The organism is Arthrobacter sp. GmRoot5-12, assembly GCF_059739365.1.
The window spans coordinates 2218777-2235126 of the sequence record NZ_AP046056.1 but is presented as its reverse complement, the minus strand read 5'-3'; the positions used below and the strand labels follow the sequence as shown (position 1 = coordinate 2235126).

The following is a 16350-nucleotide window of genomic DNA, read 5'->3' as shown; positions in this document are numbered from 1 at the left end:
AAAGCCGCCGGAATGGTCTCCCGGATGGCGTAACAGGGCTGGGGATGTTTGTGAATAAATTGGTGGCACCCTCTTTTATTGGCGTGCTCTGTGCGTGGGCACTGGTCTCTTCGTCGGCAGCAGTGCCTCCCGCGCCGCTGCCGTCCAGCCAGGCGGATTCGGCTGGCATCTCGCTGGCGGCTCCCGTGGTTCGGGGCGGAACATCCGTCGATGGTGACGGTTCCGCAGGACGCCTCACCCCTGCCGTGGACCCGGACATCCGGGTGGCCGCGCCCCTGCCGGCGGCCACAGCCACGCCAACTGCGGCGTCCGCGCCCGTGACAGCCGCTCCTGCAACAACTGCGCTTGTGCCTTCCACGGAAACGTCACCGGTGGCATCACCAACTGCCGTTCCGGCGGAGTCCGCAGCCCAGACGGTGTCCGTCCCTCCGTTGTGGGCGCCGGACCAGGAACTGGCTTCGCCGCCGGCCACCCGGCTGGCCACCCCTGAGTCCGGCACCGCGCTTCCCTCCACGGAGGCACTGGTCCCGGACTCGAATGCTGCAGCCATCCTCACCGTGTTCACCAGGATCAACGAATACCGGGTGGCCAACGGCCTGAACAAGGTCAAGTACCACCCCACGGTGGCGGGCATGTCGCAGGAATGGTCGGACAGCATCGCCGGCCGTGACGTGATCGAGCACCGGGCAAGTTTCTGGACCGATCCCCGCGCCCTCAGCCCCAACAACGGCGCCGGCGAGGTGATCGCCATCCGTACCGACCGCGACGCCGCCCAGCTGGTGGAATGGTGGAAGGGGTCGCCGGGCCACAACGCCATGCTCCTCGATCCACGGTTCAACGTGATGGGTGCCGGCATTTCCTACACCAACTCCACCTACCAGATCTGGGGCGTGGTGAACTTCTTCGGCTACACCACGCTGCCGGCGGGGACCCTGGATTCCCCGGGCGGCCGGGGATCAGGGGACGCTTTCCCGCCGCCGGCGCCTAGCCTGTGCGATGCACCCGCCAAGCACATGCCGCCCACGCTTAATCTCGCCGCCGCCGCGATCACAGGCCCGGCCGACATCGTGTCCGTCGACTCCGCAGGGCAGCTGCTGGACAGGGCATCCACCGGACCCCGCACCTATGCTCCGGCCAGGGTGATCGGCGCAGGGTTCAGCGGAGCGAAGGAAGTCTTTGTCACGGACTGGGACCGTGACGGCACATATGACGTCCTCACCCAGTGGACCGGCGGCGACCTCACACTGCACCGGGGCATCGCCGGGGGTGGGTTCCAGGCCGCCATCACTCTCGGTAAGGGCGGCTGGAACACGCTGACCCTGGCCGTGGGCGGCTGGTGCGCCAACAACCGGATGCCCCAGATCCTGGCCCTGGACGGGGCCGGGAACCTGTTCCTCTACGCCAACAAGGGCACCGGCGACATCGCGGAGCGGGCCACCGTTGCCACCGGTGTTTACGCTTCCCGGCTTTCGATGGTGGACTACGACGCCGATGGCTTCCAGGACGTGCTGGCGCTGAAAGCGGACGGCAGCGTGCAGCTCTACCGCGGGTGGGGCACCACCGCACTCCGTGCAGAGACGCGGCCCACCGTGGCCACCGGCTGGACGGACGTTACGGGAATCCGGGCGCTGCGCAACGTCACCGGGCTGAACTCCACGGGCGTGGCGCTCCGCCGCGCCAATGACACCGTGCAGTACTGGGACCTGACCGCGGGAAGCCTTGCCTCGCCGTCGAACCTTGCCGGACCCTGGACCGGGCAGCGGCTGGCCCAGTAGGCCGGGACTGCCTGCATGGGCTCAGATGGCCGGTTGGAGCTCCAGCACGTGCTTCAGCCGGTCCAGTTGGGCCACATCCGCGCTGACACGGCGCTGCAGCATACCGTCCAGGAAGCCGAACCTGCTGAAGAAACCGAAGCGCCCCTCGCGTTTGGCTTCCATGGCGAACCGGACGCGGGTTCCCGCGTCTTCGGTGCTCAGGTAATAGCCGCCCCAGCGGGTTGCCGGCCCGGACACAACGTGGAACTGGATTTCTGCGCCGGGGCGCACGTTGGTGATTTCCAGGTCCGCGGGAATGCTCAGGCCCGAACGGCCCGCCACCATTTTCCGGTAGACAGCACCCGCGGCCTCGGCCGGCCCCTGCACGAGCTTCACGCTGCGGACATCGTTGCGCCAGGAGGGAAGATTGGTGGCGTCGAGGAGGTACTGGTAGACGGCCATGGCGTCGCGTTCTATGAGGACCTCGTACTCTGCGATTGCCATGAAGATAGTTCCTGTGGTTGACGTGGGCTGCCGCAATAGCTGCCTCCCCCAACGCGGCCGCTACCCGGATCAGGTTAGCCAGCGCCCGGCGCCCAGACCCAGCCGACAGCGCCGACGTTATTGAAGAGTTACTGGATGACGTCCCGCGTTCAGGACACGGAAGCCGCGCAGCTTCGGGGTTGGCGGGGAGCCCGCAGATCTGCGCTAAGCTAAGTTCTGCCCCGCGCGAGTGGCGGCATGCGGCTGTAGCTCAATGGTAGAGCGCTAGCTTCCCAAGCTTGATACGCGGGTTCGATTCCCGTCAGCCGCTCTGTTTTCCCTCTTCCCACAGCTTTGCAACCCGTTACATTTATTGGGTCCCCGAGGGTCGGGGATTTGGTCGCTGGGTCCGGTATGACTTTCTTGCCCTGTCTTTGATGATCCGGGGGGTGTTGTCGCCGGGTTCGGAGGCACGCGTTGACTGCTGATAGGGACACGGCCGGCTCCTTCCGGTGGGGCCAGGTCTCTTTGTAACGTGGGTGCCAGCATCGGGTGTCGTGACTGCGGCCATGAGGGGTGCAAAGGAGCGCCGGATGGACGAAGGATACGCGGTCTACTGCGGACTCGATGTCGGCAAATCCGAACATCACGCCGCCGCTTTGAATGCCGCGGGCGAACGCGTCTTTGATAAGCCTTTGCCGCAGGACGAGGCGCGGCTGCGCGAGCTGTTCACAGGCCTGCAGCAGCACGGGCGGGTGCTGGTGATCGTTGACCAGCCCAACACCATCGGGGCGCTGCCGATAGCCGTGGCCAGGGACTGCGGCTGCACCGTGGCTTACCTGCCGGGCTTGGCGATGCGCAAAGCCGCCGACCTGTACCCCGGAAAATCCAAGACGGACGCGAGAGACGCGTTCATCATCGCCGAGACGGCACGTGCAATGCCGCACACGCTGCGGGCCGTTGACCGGGACAGCGAGGTGCTCGCGGCGTTGAAGGTGCTCTCCGGTTTCGACGCCGATCTGACCCACGAATGCACCAGGGCCATCAACCGCCTGCGGTCCCTGCTGCTGCAGATTTTCCCTGCCCTGGAGCGAGTCTTCCCCGGAACCGTGCTGACCCGGTCCCTGGTGCTGGAGCTGTTCATCAAGTACGCCGGGCCCACTGGGCTGCGCGCCGCGGGGCGGGGCAACGTCCTGCGGTGGGCCAGGAACCACAGCCGCAAGGACCCGGTGAACCTGGTTGACGCCATCTTCACGGCACTGGGCGAGCAGACGGTTACCGTGATCGGCACCGAAGCCGTCGAGCTGGTCATCCCCCGCGTCGCGGCACAGATCAAGGAGCTCAAACACCAACGCGGCATCGTGGCCGAGGAAGTCGAAAAGCTTCTCGATGACTTCCCTCATTCCCAGGTCTTGATGTCCATGCCGGGAGTCGGCATCAAGACCGCAGCGACGATACTCCTGACCATCGGCGACGCCGGCACCTTCACCTCCGCAGGACACCTGGCCGCCTATGCCGGCATCGCCCCGGTAACACGACGCTCCGGAACCTCGATCCGCGGTGAATTCCCTGCACGCTCAGGGAACAAACAGCTCAAGAACGCGCTCTTCAGATCCGCCTGGATCGCCAGCTGCCACCACCCGGCGTCGAAGGCCTACTACCAACGGAAACGGTCCCAGGGAAAGAAGCACAACGCCGCCGTGACTTGCCTAGCCCGGCGCCGCTGCGACGTCATCTACTCCATGCTCAGACACGGCACCTTCTACGAAGAAAAACCCGCCCAAGCCGCTTGACGAAAAGCATAGGGACACCCCCCGGCGCGTATTAGGTACAGGGGTGTAGGGTCGGTAGTCAGGAACCTTTTCGGTTCCGCTACAGGAGCAATCATGGCTGACAAGTCCCCGCGTCAAACGGCATCAAAAAAAACCGGCAAGTCCCTCAAGGAAAAGCGCGCAGACAAGAAGGCCGCCGCTGCGCCGGCCAGCTCCCTGGACATCACATCCAGCAAGGCCGCTAAGAAGAAGTGACAGGCCAACAGGCCCAGCTGAGCCTGGGCGTCCTGGCCACTACGCGGAAACCGGACGAGCGCCGGGTTCCCATCCATCCCCTGCATTTTGAGCGGATCGACCCCGAACTCCGCGGACGCATCATCCTGGAACAGGGCTACGGCGAGCGCTTCGGTGTTCCGGACAGCCACCTCTCCACCTTGGTGGGAAGAATGGCGGACAGGGAAGAGCTGCTGGCCGCGGCCGACGTCGTGCTCCTGCCCAAACCCCAGCCGGAAGACGTTGCCGACATGCGCGATGGGCAGGTCCTCTGGGGGTGGCCGCACTGCGTCCAGGACCGTGCCATCACCCAACTCGCCATTGACAAGAAGCTCACCCTCATCGCCTTTGAGGCGATGAACCACTGGGCCAGCGACGGTGGGTTCGGCCTGCACGTGTTCCACAAGAACAACGAACTTGCCGGCTACTGTTCGGTCCTGCACGCGCTGGCCCTGACCGGTTCCACCGGGGACTACGGGCGCCGCCTCAGTGCCGTGGTGATCGGTTTCGGCGCCACCGCCCGCGGGGCTGTGACGGCACTGAACGCGCACGGCGTCCACGACGTCCAGGTGCTCACCAACCGCGGTGTGGCTGCGGTGGGTGCCCCTATCCATTCGGTGAACATCGTGCAGTTTGACCACGACGCCGAGGCCCCCTTCCTGAGCCAGGTCATCACCGAGCGGGGCCGGGTTCCGCTGGCCCCGTTCCTCGCCGAAAGCGACATCGTGGTCAACTGCACGCTGCAGGACCCCAACAACCCCCTGACGTACCTGCGGCCAGAGGACCTGGCGGGATTCCGCCCGGGCAGCCTCATCATCGATGTCTCCTGTGATGAGGGCATGGGATTCAGCTGGGCCCGCTCCACTACGTTTGCCGATCCGATGTTTACGGTCGGGGACCACATCAACTACTACGCGGTGGACCACAGCCCCTCCTACCTCTGGAACTCCTCCAGCTGGGAGATCAGCCAGGCCCTGCAGCCGTTCCTCGAAACCGTGATGGCCGGTCCTGACGCCTGGGAAGGCAATGACACCATCGCGCGGGCCATCGAGATCCGTGACGGGGTCATCCGCAATGAAGCCGTGCTCCAGTTCCAGGAGCGCTCCCCGGAGTATCCGCACCAGGTTCTTCACATGGCGGACCGGCTGGCGCAGTCCTAGGCACCTGCGTGGCGGCTGACGATCCTCACCGGGTGGCCGCCTTTCAGGTCCATCCGGAGCTTCAATCCACCCTTGCGCGCCAGGACCACCGCCACCGTCATGGCCGCCAGCGCGGGAACACCGCCGGATACCAGCAGGGCAACGTGGGGATCGGCATGTTCGGCGATCCAGCCCAGCATGGGGCCGCCCAGGGCCTGGCCCCCGATCAGCACCATGATGTACAGGCTCATCACGCGGCCGCGGATGGCCATGTTGGAACTGACCTGCACCAGCTGGTTTGAGCCGGTAAGGAACATCAGGCACCAGAACCCGGACAGGACCATCACGGCCCCGAACCACACCATGGACGGGGCGAGGGTTGCGAGGCAGAGCATCAGGCCGTACATCCCCGCGCAGAACACCACGGACCGGAGGCGGAGCTGCCGACGGCGGGTGGACGCCACGGCGCCGGACAGGGCACCCAGTGCCACCAGGGCGTTGAGGAGTCCGTACCCGCCGGCGCCCACCTGGAAGATGTGGTCCGCGTAGGCGGCAAGCAGCACCGGCAGGCTCATGGCGAAGACCGAGATGAACCCTGCCATGAGCCACGGCCAGTAGATGGTGGGCTTGCTCAGGGCGTAGCGCAGCCCTTCCCGGAGCATGCCCTTGCTCTTGGGCGTCGGGGCGCTGACGTACAGCTGGTCCTTGCGCAGGAGCAGGAGCATGGTCACCGTTGAGCAGCAGGCCAGGGCGTTCGCCGCGAACGCCCAGCCCGCCCCTACTGCCGTCAGGAGCAGGCCCGCGATCGCAGGGCCGATCAGCCCGCCCAGCTGGAAGGTGGTGGAATTGACGCTGATGGCGTTCCGCAGATACTTGGGGCCGACGAGTTCATTGACGAACACCTGCCGTGCGGGCTGGTCAAGGACGGTCACCAGGCCCAGGACGCAGGCGATGACATAGACATGCCAGACCATGATGACGCCGGTGAGCGCCAGCAGGGCCAGTGATGCAGCCAGGATGGCGGCCATAGCCTGGCACAGGATGAGGATTTTCCGCTTGGCGAACCGGTCGGCGATCATGCCGCCCCACGGGCCAAGCAGCAGGGAGGGCATGAACTGCAGGGCCACGGTGAACCCGACGGCCGTCACCGATCCCGAGAGCTGCAGCACCAGCCAGTCCTGGGCGATGCGCTGCATCCAGATGGCAATGACGGCGATGAAGTGGCCCACGGCGAAGATCCTGAAGTTGGGCACCTTCAACGAGATGAAGGTGTGCTTCCAGGGAAGCTTTTCGGCGACGACGGCGAGCGGCTGGGTCTGGTTGTCCGGCGGCGGTGTGCCCGCGGCGTCGATGACTGGCTGGGAGACGGAGGCCGACGAAGGCGGTGGGGGTGCCACAGGAGTGTCCTCAAATTGCGGGCGGTCTGGGATGTCCTTAACGCTAGGCTGGCGGAGCAGATTATGGAGGCGTATGGTCCCTATAACTCGTATTGCGAAACGCAATAACCCATCCAGAGTGGAAGGCCCGGGAACCCACAATGTTTGAACCAGCCCAGCTGCGTTCCTTCCTCGCGGTGGCGGACACCCTGAGTTTCACCAAGGCCGCCGAGCGCCTGGGCCTGGCCCAGCCCACCATCAGCCAGCACATCCGAAAACTTGAAGCGGCCGCCAAACGCAGCCTGATTGCCCGGGATACCCGGGACGTCAGGCTCACGGACAACGGCGACGCCATGGCGGGTTTTGCCCGCAACATCCTGTCCGCGCACGACGCCGCCGCGCGCTACTTCTCCGGCTCGGCAATGCGCGGCCGCCTGAGGTTCGGCACCGCGGACGACCTCGCCATCACCGGGCTGCCCCGGATCCTGCGTGAATTCCGGCAGATCTACCCGCAGATCAACCTGGAACTGACCGTTGGGCAAAGCGACCAGCTGTACCGGAAGCTCAACGCCGGACAGCTGGACCTGGTGTTCGTGAAATGGGTTGCCGGCGCAAAGGACGGCACCGTGGTCCAGCACGATTCCTTCTCCTGGGTGGGGCTGGAGCAGACGGTGCTGGAGCCTGGGACGCCCGTGCCCCTGATCGCCTACCCTGCCCCCAGCCTCAGCCGGAAGCTGGCCATCGATGCGCTGGAAGCCCATGGCAGGACCTGGCGGATCACCTGCACCACCCGCCAGATCAGCGGCGTGCTTGCGGCAGTCCGGGCCGGCATCGGCGTGGCCGTGATGCCGACGTCGCTGGTGCCCGAGGACCTGAAAATCATCACGCGCCGGTTCGATCTTCCGGCGGTGGGGGATGTGGATTTCACGCTGATCCGCAACCCGTTGGCCAACGCCGAGGTGATCGACGCCCTCACCCAATCGATCGTCGGAAGGACCATTAACCGCCAAACTTAACTCCCTACCGGCACAAATTCCTGCATTTAGGGGAGTTAGGGGCCCGTGTCCATTGATAGGGGAGGTGCCATCCCCTATGCTCAATTACCAAGGTCAAGCAGCAGGCCGGTTCACTAAAACAAGCGCGCATCCGCATGCCGGAAAGCCGCGCTTGGGACAGGCAGCCAATGACGACAGCCAGGAACATCCATCTCGGTTCAGCGCACGCGCGCCCGTACAACACCGCACGGCCGTCCACCCGCCAGAACACCCTCGGAACCGGACACGCCTCCGTGGACTCCGGCTACGTGGGAAAACCCACCTGCGACAAATGCCGTACCGACGAGTTCGTCTACCTCGAATCGTATATTCCGCCCACCTACCGGCGTGACGGAACCGTAGCCACTCTTGGCGAAGTGGCGTACACCTGCACCCGCTGCGAGGAATTCTCGGCCCACAGCGTCCCGGCCACCTGGACACCACCGGGCTGGTATCTGGGCTAGCGAGACCGGCTAAACACACTGCTCTAAAGAGACACGGCCCTAAAGAAACACGGCCCTAAAGAGACACGGCCGGGCAGCCACCGTTCGGTGGCTGCCCGGCCATTCCTTGCGCCTGGCTCCGGCGCGCGGGTTTCAAGGGATCAGAGCCTCAATGGCTCAGATCAGCGCGTCCGACAGGTGGTTCGGGGTGCCGAACCGGTGTGCCGTGATGCTGACGGCCTGCTCGTGCAGGAACGGAAGCAGTTCCACGCGCCCGGCCTCTGTGACGGCGTGGGCATAGATGGCCACGTCCGGCCGGCCGCCGGTCGCATCGGCGAGCGCGGAAGCGTCGCCGCCGATCAGGCGGATGCGCGCACCGGACAGTTTGCCCGCGGAGGCGAGGCCTGCCGCCGAAGCCAGCCAGCCGGCGTCGGACTCCACCACTACGTCGATATCAAGGGCGGTGAGCACGGAGCGCAGCTGGGCGGGAAGTTCGACGGCGGTGGACACGGTGACTGCCGAACCCGCCTGCACGCCAGCCGCCACAGTCCGGACGAGGTGCGCCAGCGGAGCGCCTTCGGAGAGCCGGACAGTGACCGGCAGGCTCCGGTAGCGGAAGATGTTGCGCTCGGCGCTGAGTCCGGAGACGTCCTTGGCGGTGCCGAACTCCTCGGCCCACGCTTCGGCGTCGGAGGCCAGGGCGCGCTGGACGGACTCGAGCTCGGCGGGCTGCAGGGCGGGGCCGGCGGCGTTGACGATGCGCCGCACGCCGGGGTGGGTGACAGCGGCATTCGCCGAGGCCGTACCCGGCGCCCAATCGCCGAGCCCGGCCAGGTAGTTGGGGCCGCCGGCCTTGGTTCCGGCGCCGACGGCGGACTTCTTCCAGCCGCCGAACGGCTGGCGCTGCACGATCGCGCCGGTGATGCCGCGGTTCACATAGAGGTTGCCGGCCTGGATGGTGTCCAGCCAGATGCCCAGCTCCTCGGAGTTCAGCGAGTGCAGGCCTGCGGTGAGGCCGTACTCGATCTGGTTCTGGATGGCGATGGCCTCTTCCAGCGTGTCAGCGGTCATCACACCCAGGACCGGGCCGAAGAACTCGGTCAGGTGGAAGTAGGAGCCGCGCTTGACGCCGTACCGCACGCCGGGGCTCCACAGCCGCCCGGTGTCATCCAGCTTCCGCGGTTCCACGGCCCAGTTCTCGCCGTCGCCCAGGGTGGTCAGGGCGTTGAGGAGTTTGCCGTTGGCGGGCTCGATGATGGGGCCCATCTGGCTGGTGGGGTCCTGCGGGTAGCCCACCTTCAGGGACGTCACGGCGTCAATCAGCTGGTTGTGGAAGCGCTTGGACTTGGCCACCGAGCCCACAAGGATCACCAGCGAGGCCGCCGAGCACTTCTGGCCGGCATGGCCGAACGCGGAGTAGGCCACGTCCTTGGCCGCCAGGTCCAGGTCTGCGCTGGGCGTGACGATGATGGCGTTCTTGCCGCTCGTTTCAGCAAGCAGCGGCAGGTCCTTGCGGAAGGAGCGGAACAGCTCGGCGGTTTCGTAGCCGCCGGTGAGGATCACGCGGTCCACGGACGGGTGGCTGATCAGCTGCCGGCCCAGTTCCCGCTCCCCCAGCTGCACCATGGTCAGCACGCCCTTGGGCACGCCGGCTTCCCACAGGGCTTCGATCATCACGGCGCCGCTGCGTGCGGCCTGCTTGGCAGGCTTGATGACGACGGCGGAGCCGGCGGCGAGTGCCGCGAGGGTGGACCCTGCGGGGATGGCGACCGGGAAGTTCCAGGGCGGCGTGACAACGGTGAGCTTGGCTGGGACGAACGTGGCGCCGTCGACCGTGTCCAGCTTCCGCGCGGACTCGGCGTAGTAGTGGGCGAAGTCCACGGCTTCGCTGACTTCGGGGTCGCCCTGGTCGATCGTCTTGCCGGTCTCGCTGGCCATGACCTCCAGGAGGTCGGCCCGGCGGGCTTCCAGGATCTCCCCGGCCCGGTGCAGGATCTCGGCGCGTTCGTTGCCGGAGAGTTCACCCCAGGCCTTGCCCTTTTCCACGGCGTTGGCGATGGCCGTGTTGAGGGTTGCTTCGTCGTTGATGAACGCGGCCTTGACCGACGCGTTGCCCAGGGTGGAGGCCGGGACGCGTTCCAGGATGGCGCGGCCCCAGGTGCGGTTGGCCGGCAGCGCGGGATCGGTGTCCGGGGTGTTCTTGAAACCGGCGTGCGGCATGGGCTCCGGCGGAAGGTTGCGGTCCTGGCGCCGGTTGGGCAGCGGCACGCTGTTGTCCAGGGCGTCGAGCGAGGACAGGAAGCGCTGCTTTTCGCGCTCGAAGAGGCCTTCGTTCTCGCTGAGTTCGAAGACGGCGGACATGAAGTTTTCCTGGCTGGCACCTTCTTCCAGGCGGCGGATCAGGTAGGCGATGGCGACGTCGAACTCGGAGGGGTGCACCACGGGGGTGTAGAGCAGCAGGGAGCCCACGTCCTTCTTGACGGCCTCTGCCTGGCCCTGCGCCATGCCCAGCAGCATCTCGAACTCGATGCCGGACTCCACGCCGCGCTGCTTGGCCAGGAGCCAGGCGAAGGCGATGTCGAACAGGTTGTGGCCGGCCACGCCGATCCGGATGTTCTGGATCCGGTCCGGGTGCAGCGCGTAGTTGATGACCCGCTTGTAGCTCGTGTCCGAGTCCTGCTTGGTGCCCCAGGTGGCCAGCGGCCAGTCATGCAGGGAGGCCTCCACCTGCTCCATGGGCAGATTGGCACCCTTGACCACGCGGACCTTGATGCCCGCGCCGCCCTTGGCGCGGCGCTCGGCGGCCCAGTCCTGCAGGCGGATCATGGCGGAAAGCGCGTCCGGGAGGTAGGCCTGGAGCACGATGCCGGCCTCGAGGTCCTTGAACTCGGGCTTGTCCAGGATCCTGGTGAAGACCGCGATGGTCATGTCCAGGTCCTTGTACTCCTCCATGTCCAGGTTGATGAACTTTGCCTTCTTTCCCGGGCCGGCGAAGGAGTTTGCACGCTGGAAGAGCGGGGTGAGCTTTTCGACGACGTGTTCCACGGCTTCATCGAACGCCCAGGCGGAGTGCGGGGCCACGGTGGAGGAGACCTTGATGGAAACGTAGTCGACGTCGGGACGGGCCAGCAGCGTGTGCGTGCCCTCGAGCCGGCGGGATGCCTCGTGCTCCCCCAGGACTGCCTCGCCGAGGAGGTTGACGTTGAGCTTGATGCCGTCCTTGCGGATCTTGGCGATGGCCGGGCCCAGCTTGGCGTCGGTGGCGTCAACGATCAGGTGGCCCACCATTTCACGGAGCACCCTGCGGGCGATGGGGATGACCACCTGCGGCATGACGGGGGCCATGGTGCCGCCGAGGGCCACGGCGCTGCGCATGTACCAGGGCAGGAAGGCCGGAACCTTGGGGGCGAGCTTGGCCAGGTTGCGGGCGGCCACGTTCAGGTCCTCGGGACGGACCACGCCGTCCACGAAGCCCACGGTGAAGTCCAGGCCGTTGGGGTCCTTCAGCACGCCGGCCAGCTGCTCGGCGGAGGCGTCCACGGGGACCTTGGAGGCCTCGGTGAGCCAGCGGCGGACCAAGGCGACTGACTCATTGGCGAGGGCCTTTGCCTGGGGGACGTCGACGTCGACGGTCTGCGGTGCGGTACCGGCTGAAGTTGCTGGTTCCATTGCAACGTGGGTCATGATTTTTCCCGATCTTTCTTGCCGTGGGAGAAGGTCTTTCCACCAGTATGAGCTTCTACTCACATAAGATAAAGCGATCTTTTCCAACCAATACAGGTTAGGAAAACCGATGTTTTGCCGCCCTGGTTCCGCCCCCGCACGCCCGCTCACCTTTGACGCCCGAAACCTCAACGCCCGCTCACTTCCGGCAACAAACAGCGAACCCCCGCTCACTGGGTGAGCGGGGGTTCCCGGAAAACCCGCCGGATGTGAGCGGGCGTCCCGGAGGTGGGCTAGGCGAGGGGGCGGTGCAGCTCCACGAGCTCCTCATGGCGCGGGCTGTTGGGGTTCATCAGCGAGTGCTTGCGGCCGTAGCCGAAGTAGATGGCCAGGCCGATGATCAGCCACACCACGAACCGCAGCCAGGTCTCCCAGTGCAGCTGCAGCATCAGGAAGGCCGAGGCAAGGACGCCGAAGGCCGGAACCAGGGGCATCAGCGGCAGGCGGAACGTGCGTGGGGCGTCGGGGCGCTTGTAGCGGAAGATGATCACGGACAGGCAGACGACGACGAACGCGGCCAGGATGCCGATGTTGGTCAGGTCAGCGACCGCCTTGATGGGGAACACGCCGGCAAGGAAAGCAGACGCGATGCCGCCGATCCAGGTGACGCGCTGCGGGGTGCCGTGGCGGTCGGTCTTGGAGAACCAGCCGGGGAGCAGGCCGTCGCGGCTCATGGAGAACCAGACACGGGTAACGCCCAGGAGGAACGTCAGCATCACGGTGAGGATGGACAGCACGGCGAACACAGAGATGATGGTGGCGATGACCGGGAGCCCCACGGAGGTGAAGGCCGAGGCGAAGCCCGCCTTGGGGTCGATGTCCTTGTAGTTCTGCATGCCGGTGAGGACCAGGGTGGCGGCAACGTAAAGCAGCATGGCGATGATGAGCGAAAGCACGATGGCCTTGGGCATGTGCTTCTTGCCGTCCTTGGCTTCCTCTGCCGCGGTGCTCATGGCGTCGTAGCCGAACACGGCGAAGAAGACAGTGGCGGAGCCTGCCACCACGGGACCGAAGCCGCTGGGCATGAACGGGTTGTAGTTGTTGGTGTCGATGTAGAAGATGCCCAGCCCGATGATGAAGAGGATCAGGATGACCTTGATGGCCACGGCCACGAGTTCGAACCGGCCGAACGCCTTGGTGCCGCGGGAGAGGATCCAGGTCACCAGCAGGCAGACCAGGATGGCGGGAATGTTGACGATGCCGCCCTTGCCCTCGTCTGCGGTGGAGGTCATCCAGGTGGGCAAATGGATGCCGATGCCGGCGAGGAAGGCGTCAAGGTAGCCGGAGATGCCGATGGCCACTACCGCCACAATGGCAATGTATTCCAGCAGCAGGTCCCAGCCGATGAACCAGCCGATCACCTCGCCGAGCGCTACGTAGCCATAGGTGTAGGCGGAGCCGGCGCGCGGGATCATGCCCGCGAACTCCGCGTAGGACAGGGCTGCGGCCGCTGAGGCCAGGCCTGCGATCAGGAAGGAAATCAGTACCGCGGGCCCCACCCCGGGTGTTCCTTCGCTGCCGGCGGCCACCAGTCCCGCGAGGGAAAAGATGCCGACGCCGATGATTCCGCCAACGCCGATGGCGGTGAGCTGCCACAGGCCAAGGGACTTGAACAGTCCGCTGTGCTTGTTTTCTTCTTCGATGTCATCAATTGGCTTGCGCCGCATGATCGATTGGCTCATATCTTTACTGCTCATCAGGAACTCCTGCTTGGGGTGCGACCCCGCCGCGGCACGCCAAGGAAACTGGCTGTGACGGGGGTAACTCGGTTTCAACAGTATGCGTGCGCGGTTGCGTTAGATAAAGTGACTACTTCTAACCTATATTCATTAGTTTCAGTTAGGAATCCATCATGCTTGACGTCCGCAGGCTTCGGCTGCTCCGCGAGTTAAGCATCCGGGGGACGCTGGCAGAGGTGGCTGAGGCACTGCAGTACAGCCCGTCGTCGGTATCCCAGCAGCTGGCCCTGCTGGAGAAGGAAGTGGGCGTGGAACTGCTCCGGAAGACCGGGCGGCGGGTGCAGCTCACACCCCAGGCGGAGGTGCTCGTGGCGCACACGGCGCAGCTGCTGGAAACCATGGAGCAGGCCGAAGCGGACCTGGCCGCGTCCCTGACCACAGTCACGGGGACGGTGCGGATCGCCGTGTTCCAGTCCGCGGCGCTGGCCCTGATGCCGGACACCCTCACCCGCATGGCCACCGCCTACCCCGAGGTCCGGATCGAGATGATCCAGCGCGAGCCCGAGACCGCGCTGCATGAGACATGGGCGCGCGACTTCGACCTGGTCATCGCCGAGCAATACCCCGGGCACGCCGCCCCGCGCTATCCGGAGCTGGACCGGGTAAAGCTGACCACCGACGCCATCCGGCTGGCGGTCCCCCCGGCGTCCGACGGCGGCCCGGCCATTCGCGGAATCGAGGACACGGCGCACCTCGCCTGGGTCATGGAACCGAGGGGTGCCGCATCGCGCCATTGGGCGGAACAGGCCTGCCGCAGCGCCGGCTTCGAGCCCGATGTCCGCTTTGAGACCGCAGACCTGCAGGCCCAGGCACGCCTGATCGAGTCCGGCAATGCCGTCGCCCTGATGCCGGACCTGGTGTGGACCGGCCGCGGCACCACGGCCCAGCTGCTGGAGCTTCCCGGCAAGCCGCACCGCACCATCTTCACCTCGGTCCGCCGCTCCAGCGCCCAGCGCCCGGCCATCCTGGCCGCCCGGGAGACCCTGGCTGCGGCCGCCGCCGCAGTGGCAAGGGACGACGCCGGGTGACCGGTCGCCGTCGTACGCACCCTTCCCTGCGCCGCCACACAGCACGTCGTTGCGCAGGTGCGCACCCTGCGCAGCGATCCCCGGCATCACTGCGCAGCAGCGTACGTGACTCTTGTGTTTCCTGCGTCACTGCGGGCAGAAGGCCGCAGGTCTAGACTGGAGCCGTTATGAATCGAACAATGTTCAAGTCCAAAATCCACCGGGCCACCGTCACGCACGCCGACCTGCACTACGTTGGGTCGGTCACCGTGGACCTTGACCTGCTCGAGGCCGCCGACATCCTCCCCGGCGAGCTGGTGTCCATTGTGGACGTCACCAACGGCGCGCGGCTTGAGACCTACACCATCGCCGGTGAGCGCGGCTCCGGCGTGATCGGCATCAATGGTGCAGCGGCGCACCTCATGCACGAGAACGACATTGTCATCCTCATCACCTACGCCCAGATGACCACCGAAGAGGCCAAGGCCTACGAGCCCCGCGTGGTCCATGTGGATGAAAACAACCGGATGATCCAGCTGGGCAACGATCCCGCAGAGGGCCTCACCCCCGGGATGATGCGCCCCCCTTTCGCGCTTAACAACGCCACCCTGTAACCGGAGCGTGCAACCCGGTCCTTTACTCCAGTGCGCCCAAAAGGCTGATCCTTGCTAGGGGTGCTGGCCGGGTTCTTCGTGGTCTGGTGCATCATCCTGGTGGGATGGTTCGTGGGCCGGCGGAGGATCCTGGGCGACAACGCCCGGCCCGTACTCAGCGGCCTCACCTTCTTCGTCGCCAGCCCGGCGCTGCTCTTCGAAACCCTCAGCAAGGCCCGGCTGCAGGAAGTATTCGCCGAACCGCTGCTGGTTACCGCGGCGGCGGCCATCACCACCGCCGGCATCTTCTTCGCCCTCGCCAGGTTCTGGCTGAAGCGGGCGCTCCCCGAATCGCTGATGTCCGCCATGTCAGCATCGCTGGCCAACTCGGCGAACCTGGGTATTCCCATCGCGGTATATGTCCTGGGCGATGCCAGCTACGTGGCCCCGCTGCTGATCTTCCAGCTGGCGTTCTTCACCCCGATGTTCCTGATGATCCTCGACTCGAGCACCAGCACGCACCGCACCACTGCCCTGGGCTTCCTCCTGATGATCCTGCGGAACCCCATGATTGTGGGCTCCGGCCTGGGGCTGCTGGTGGCCGGTACCGGATTCCAGGTTCCGGCGCTGGTGATGGAACCCATCCACCTCATTGGCGGCGCGGCGATTCCCGCCATGCTGATCGCTTTCGGGATGAGCCTGAACGGCACCCGCCCGCTGCAGGCTTCGGCCGGGCGGCGCGTGGACACCCTGCTGGCGAGCGGCTTCAAGCTGGTGGTCCAGCCGGCCCTTGCCTATGTTTTCGCGCGCTTCGCGCTGGGGATGGACGGCCATGCCCTGTTCGCGGTGGTGGTCACGTCGGCCCTGCCCACCGCGCAGAACGTGTTCGTGGCCGCCAGCAGGTACCAGACGGGGCTCACCGTGGCGAAGGACACCGTGCTAATCACCACCGTGGTGGCAGTGCCGGCGATGATCGGCGTCGCGCTTTTGTTGGCATAAGCCTGTGAATCTGTT

At 65.9% G+C, this 16350-nt stretch carries 13 protein-coding genes and 1 tRNA gene; 10 read left to right on the top strand and 4 right to left on the bottom strand.

The annotated features are described in order from the left end of the window. Nucleotides 1–44: 44 nt before the first annotated feature. Nucleotides 45–1775 carry a CAP domain-containing protein gene (locus AC6JAM_RS10175; protein ID WP_497934597.1) on the top strand — a complete coding sequence of 577 codons (1731 nt, stop codon included), beginning with the start codon at nucleotides 45–47 and terminating at the stop codon, nucleotides 1773–1775. Nucleotides 1776–1796: 21 nt separating this feature from the next. Here the strand turns inward: AC6JAM_RS10175 and AC6JAM_RS10170 are convergent, their stop codons facing one another. Continuing rightward, nucleotides 1797–2258, bottom strand: a complete 462-nt coding sequence (locus tag AC6JAM_RS10170) for an SRPBCC family protein (RefSeq protein ID WP_018769965.1) — start codon at nucleotides 2256–2258, stop codon at nucleotides 1797–1799. Between the two features lie 239 nt (nucleotides 2259–2497). Between AC6JAM_RS10170 and AC6JAM_RS10165 the strand changes: the two genes are divergently transcribed. The 4 genes from AC6JAM_RS10165 (at nucleotide 2498) to AC6JAM_RS10150 (ending at nucleotide 5442) form a co-directional block, all read left to right on the top strand. Then, nucleotides 2498–2568 (top strand) — tRNA-Gly (locus AC6JAM_RS10165). A gap of 262 nt (nucleotides 2569–2830) precedes the next feature. After that, complete coding sequence (locus AC6JAM_RS10160; protein ID WP_497934595.1) at nucleotides 2831–4030, top strand: IS110 family RNA-guided transposase; 1200 nt, start codon at nucleotides 2831–2833, stop codon at nucleotides 4028–4030. A 93-nt stretch (nucleotides 4031–4123) separates the two neighbouring features. Continuing rightward, complete coding sequence (locus AC6JAM_RS10155) at nucleotides 4124–4264, top strand: hypothetical protein (RefSeq protein WP_497934594.1); 141 nt, start codon at nucleotides 4124–4126, stop codon at nucleotides 4262–4264. After that, nucleotides 4261–5442 (top strand): N(5)-(carboxyethyl)ornithine synthase, encoded by a 1182-nt coding sequence (locus AC6JAM_RS10150; protein ID WP_497934593.1) that lies wholly within the window; start codon nucleotides 4261–4263, stop codon nucleotides 5440–5442. Before AC6JAM_RS10155 ends, AC6JAM_RS10150 begins: the two co-directional genes overlap by 4 nt. On the opposite strand, the gene AC6JAM_RS10145 is transcribed toward AC6JAM_RS10150, so the two are convergent. Next, the gene (locus AC6JAM_RS10145; protein WP_134165004.1) at nucleotides 5439–6818 is read right to left on the bottom strand and encodes an MFS transporter; all 1380 of its coding nucleotides are present in this window, start codon (nucleotides 6816–6818) and stop codon (nucleotides 5439–5441) included. The genes AC6JAM_RS10150 and AC6JAM_RS10145 overlap by 4 nt on opposite strands. Nucleotides 6819–6958: 140 nt before the next feature. Here AC6JAM_RS10145 and AC6JAM_RS10140 point away from each other — a divergent pair, with 140 nt between their 5' ends. Both AC6JAM_RS10140 and AC6JAM_RS10135 read left to right on the top strand, forming a co-directional pair. Further along, nucleotides 6959–7813 carry a LysR substrate-binding domain-containing protein gene (locus AC6JAM_RS10140; protein WP_134165003.1) on the top strand — a complete coding sequence of 285 codons (855 nt, stop codon included), beginning with the start codon at nucleotides 6959–6961 and terminating at the stop codon, nucleotides 7811–7813. Between the two features lie 167 nt (nucleotides 7814–7980). Further along, nucleotides 7981–8295 (top strand): hypothetical protein, encoded by a 315-nt coding sequence (locus AC6JAM_RS10135; protein WP_018769960.1) that lies wholly within the window; start codon nucleotides 7981–7983, stop codon nucleotides 8293–8295. Between the two features lie 156 nt (nucleotides 8296–8451). Here AC6JAM_RS10135 and AC6JAM_RS10130 read toward each other — a convergent pair whose 3' ends face one another. Both AC6JAM_RS10130 and AC6JAM_RS10125 read right to left on the bottom strand, forming a co-directional pair. After that, nucleotides 8452–11958, bottom strand: a complete 3507-nt coding sequence (locus AC6JAM_RS10130) for a bifunctional proline dehydrogenase/L-glutamate gamma-semialdehyde dehydrogenase (protein ID WP_134165001.1) — start codon at nucleotides 11956–11958, stop codon at nucleotides 8452–8454. A 272-nt stretch (nucleotides 11959–12230) separates the two neighbouring features. Further along, a complete protein-coding gene (locus AC6JAM_RS10125) occupies nucleotides 12231–13694 on the bottom strand; it encodes an amino acid permease (protein WP_026265879.1) in 1464 nt (487 codons plus the stop codon). Nucleotides 13695–13849: 155 nt separating this feature from the next. Here AC6JAM_RS10125 and AC6JAM_RS10120 point away from each other — a divergent pair, with 155 nt between their 5' ends. The 3 genes from AC6JAM_RS10120 to AC6JAM_RS10110 all read left to right on the top strand — a co-directional run bounded on the left by AC6JAM_RS10120 (nucleotide 13850) and on the right by AC6JAM_RS10110 (nucleotide 16335). Next, nucleotides 13850–14764 (top strand): LysR substrate-binding domain-containing protein, encoded by a 915-nt coding sequence (locus tag AC6JAM_RS10120; RefSeq protein ID WP_018769957.1) that lies wholly within the window; start codon nucleotides 13850–13852, stop codon nucleotides 14762–14764. 167 nt (nucleotides 14765–14931) lie between these two features. Beyond that, the gene (gene panD, locus AC6JAM_RS10115) at nucleotides 14932–15357 is read left to right on the top strand and encodes an aspartate 1-decarboxylase (protein ID WP_026265878.1); all 426 of its coding nucleotides are present in this window, start codon (nucleotides 14932–14934) and stop codon (nucleotides 15355–15357) included. Nucleotides 15358–15408: 51 nt separating this feature from the next. After that, nucleotides 15409–16335, top strand: a complete 927-nt coding sequence (locus AC6JAM_RS10110) for an AEC family transporter (protein ID WP_026265877.1) — start codon at nucleotides 15409–15411, stop codon at nucleotides 16333–16335. Nucleotides 16336–16350 lie beyond the last annotated feature (15 nt).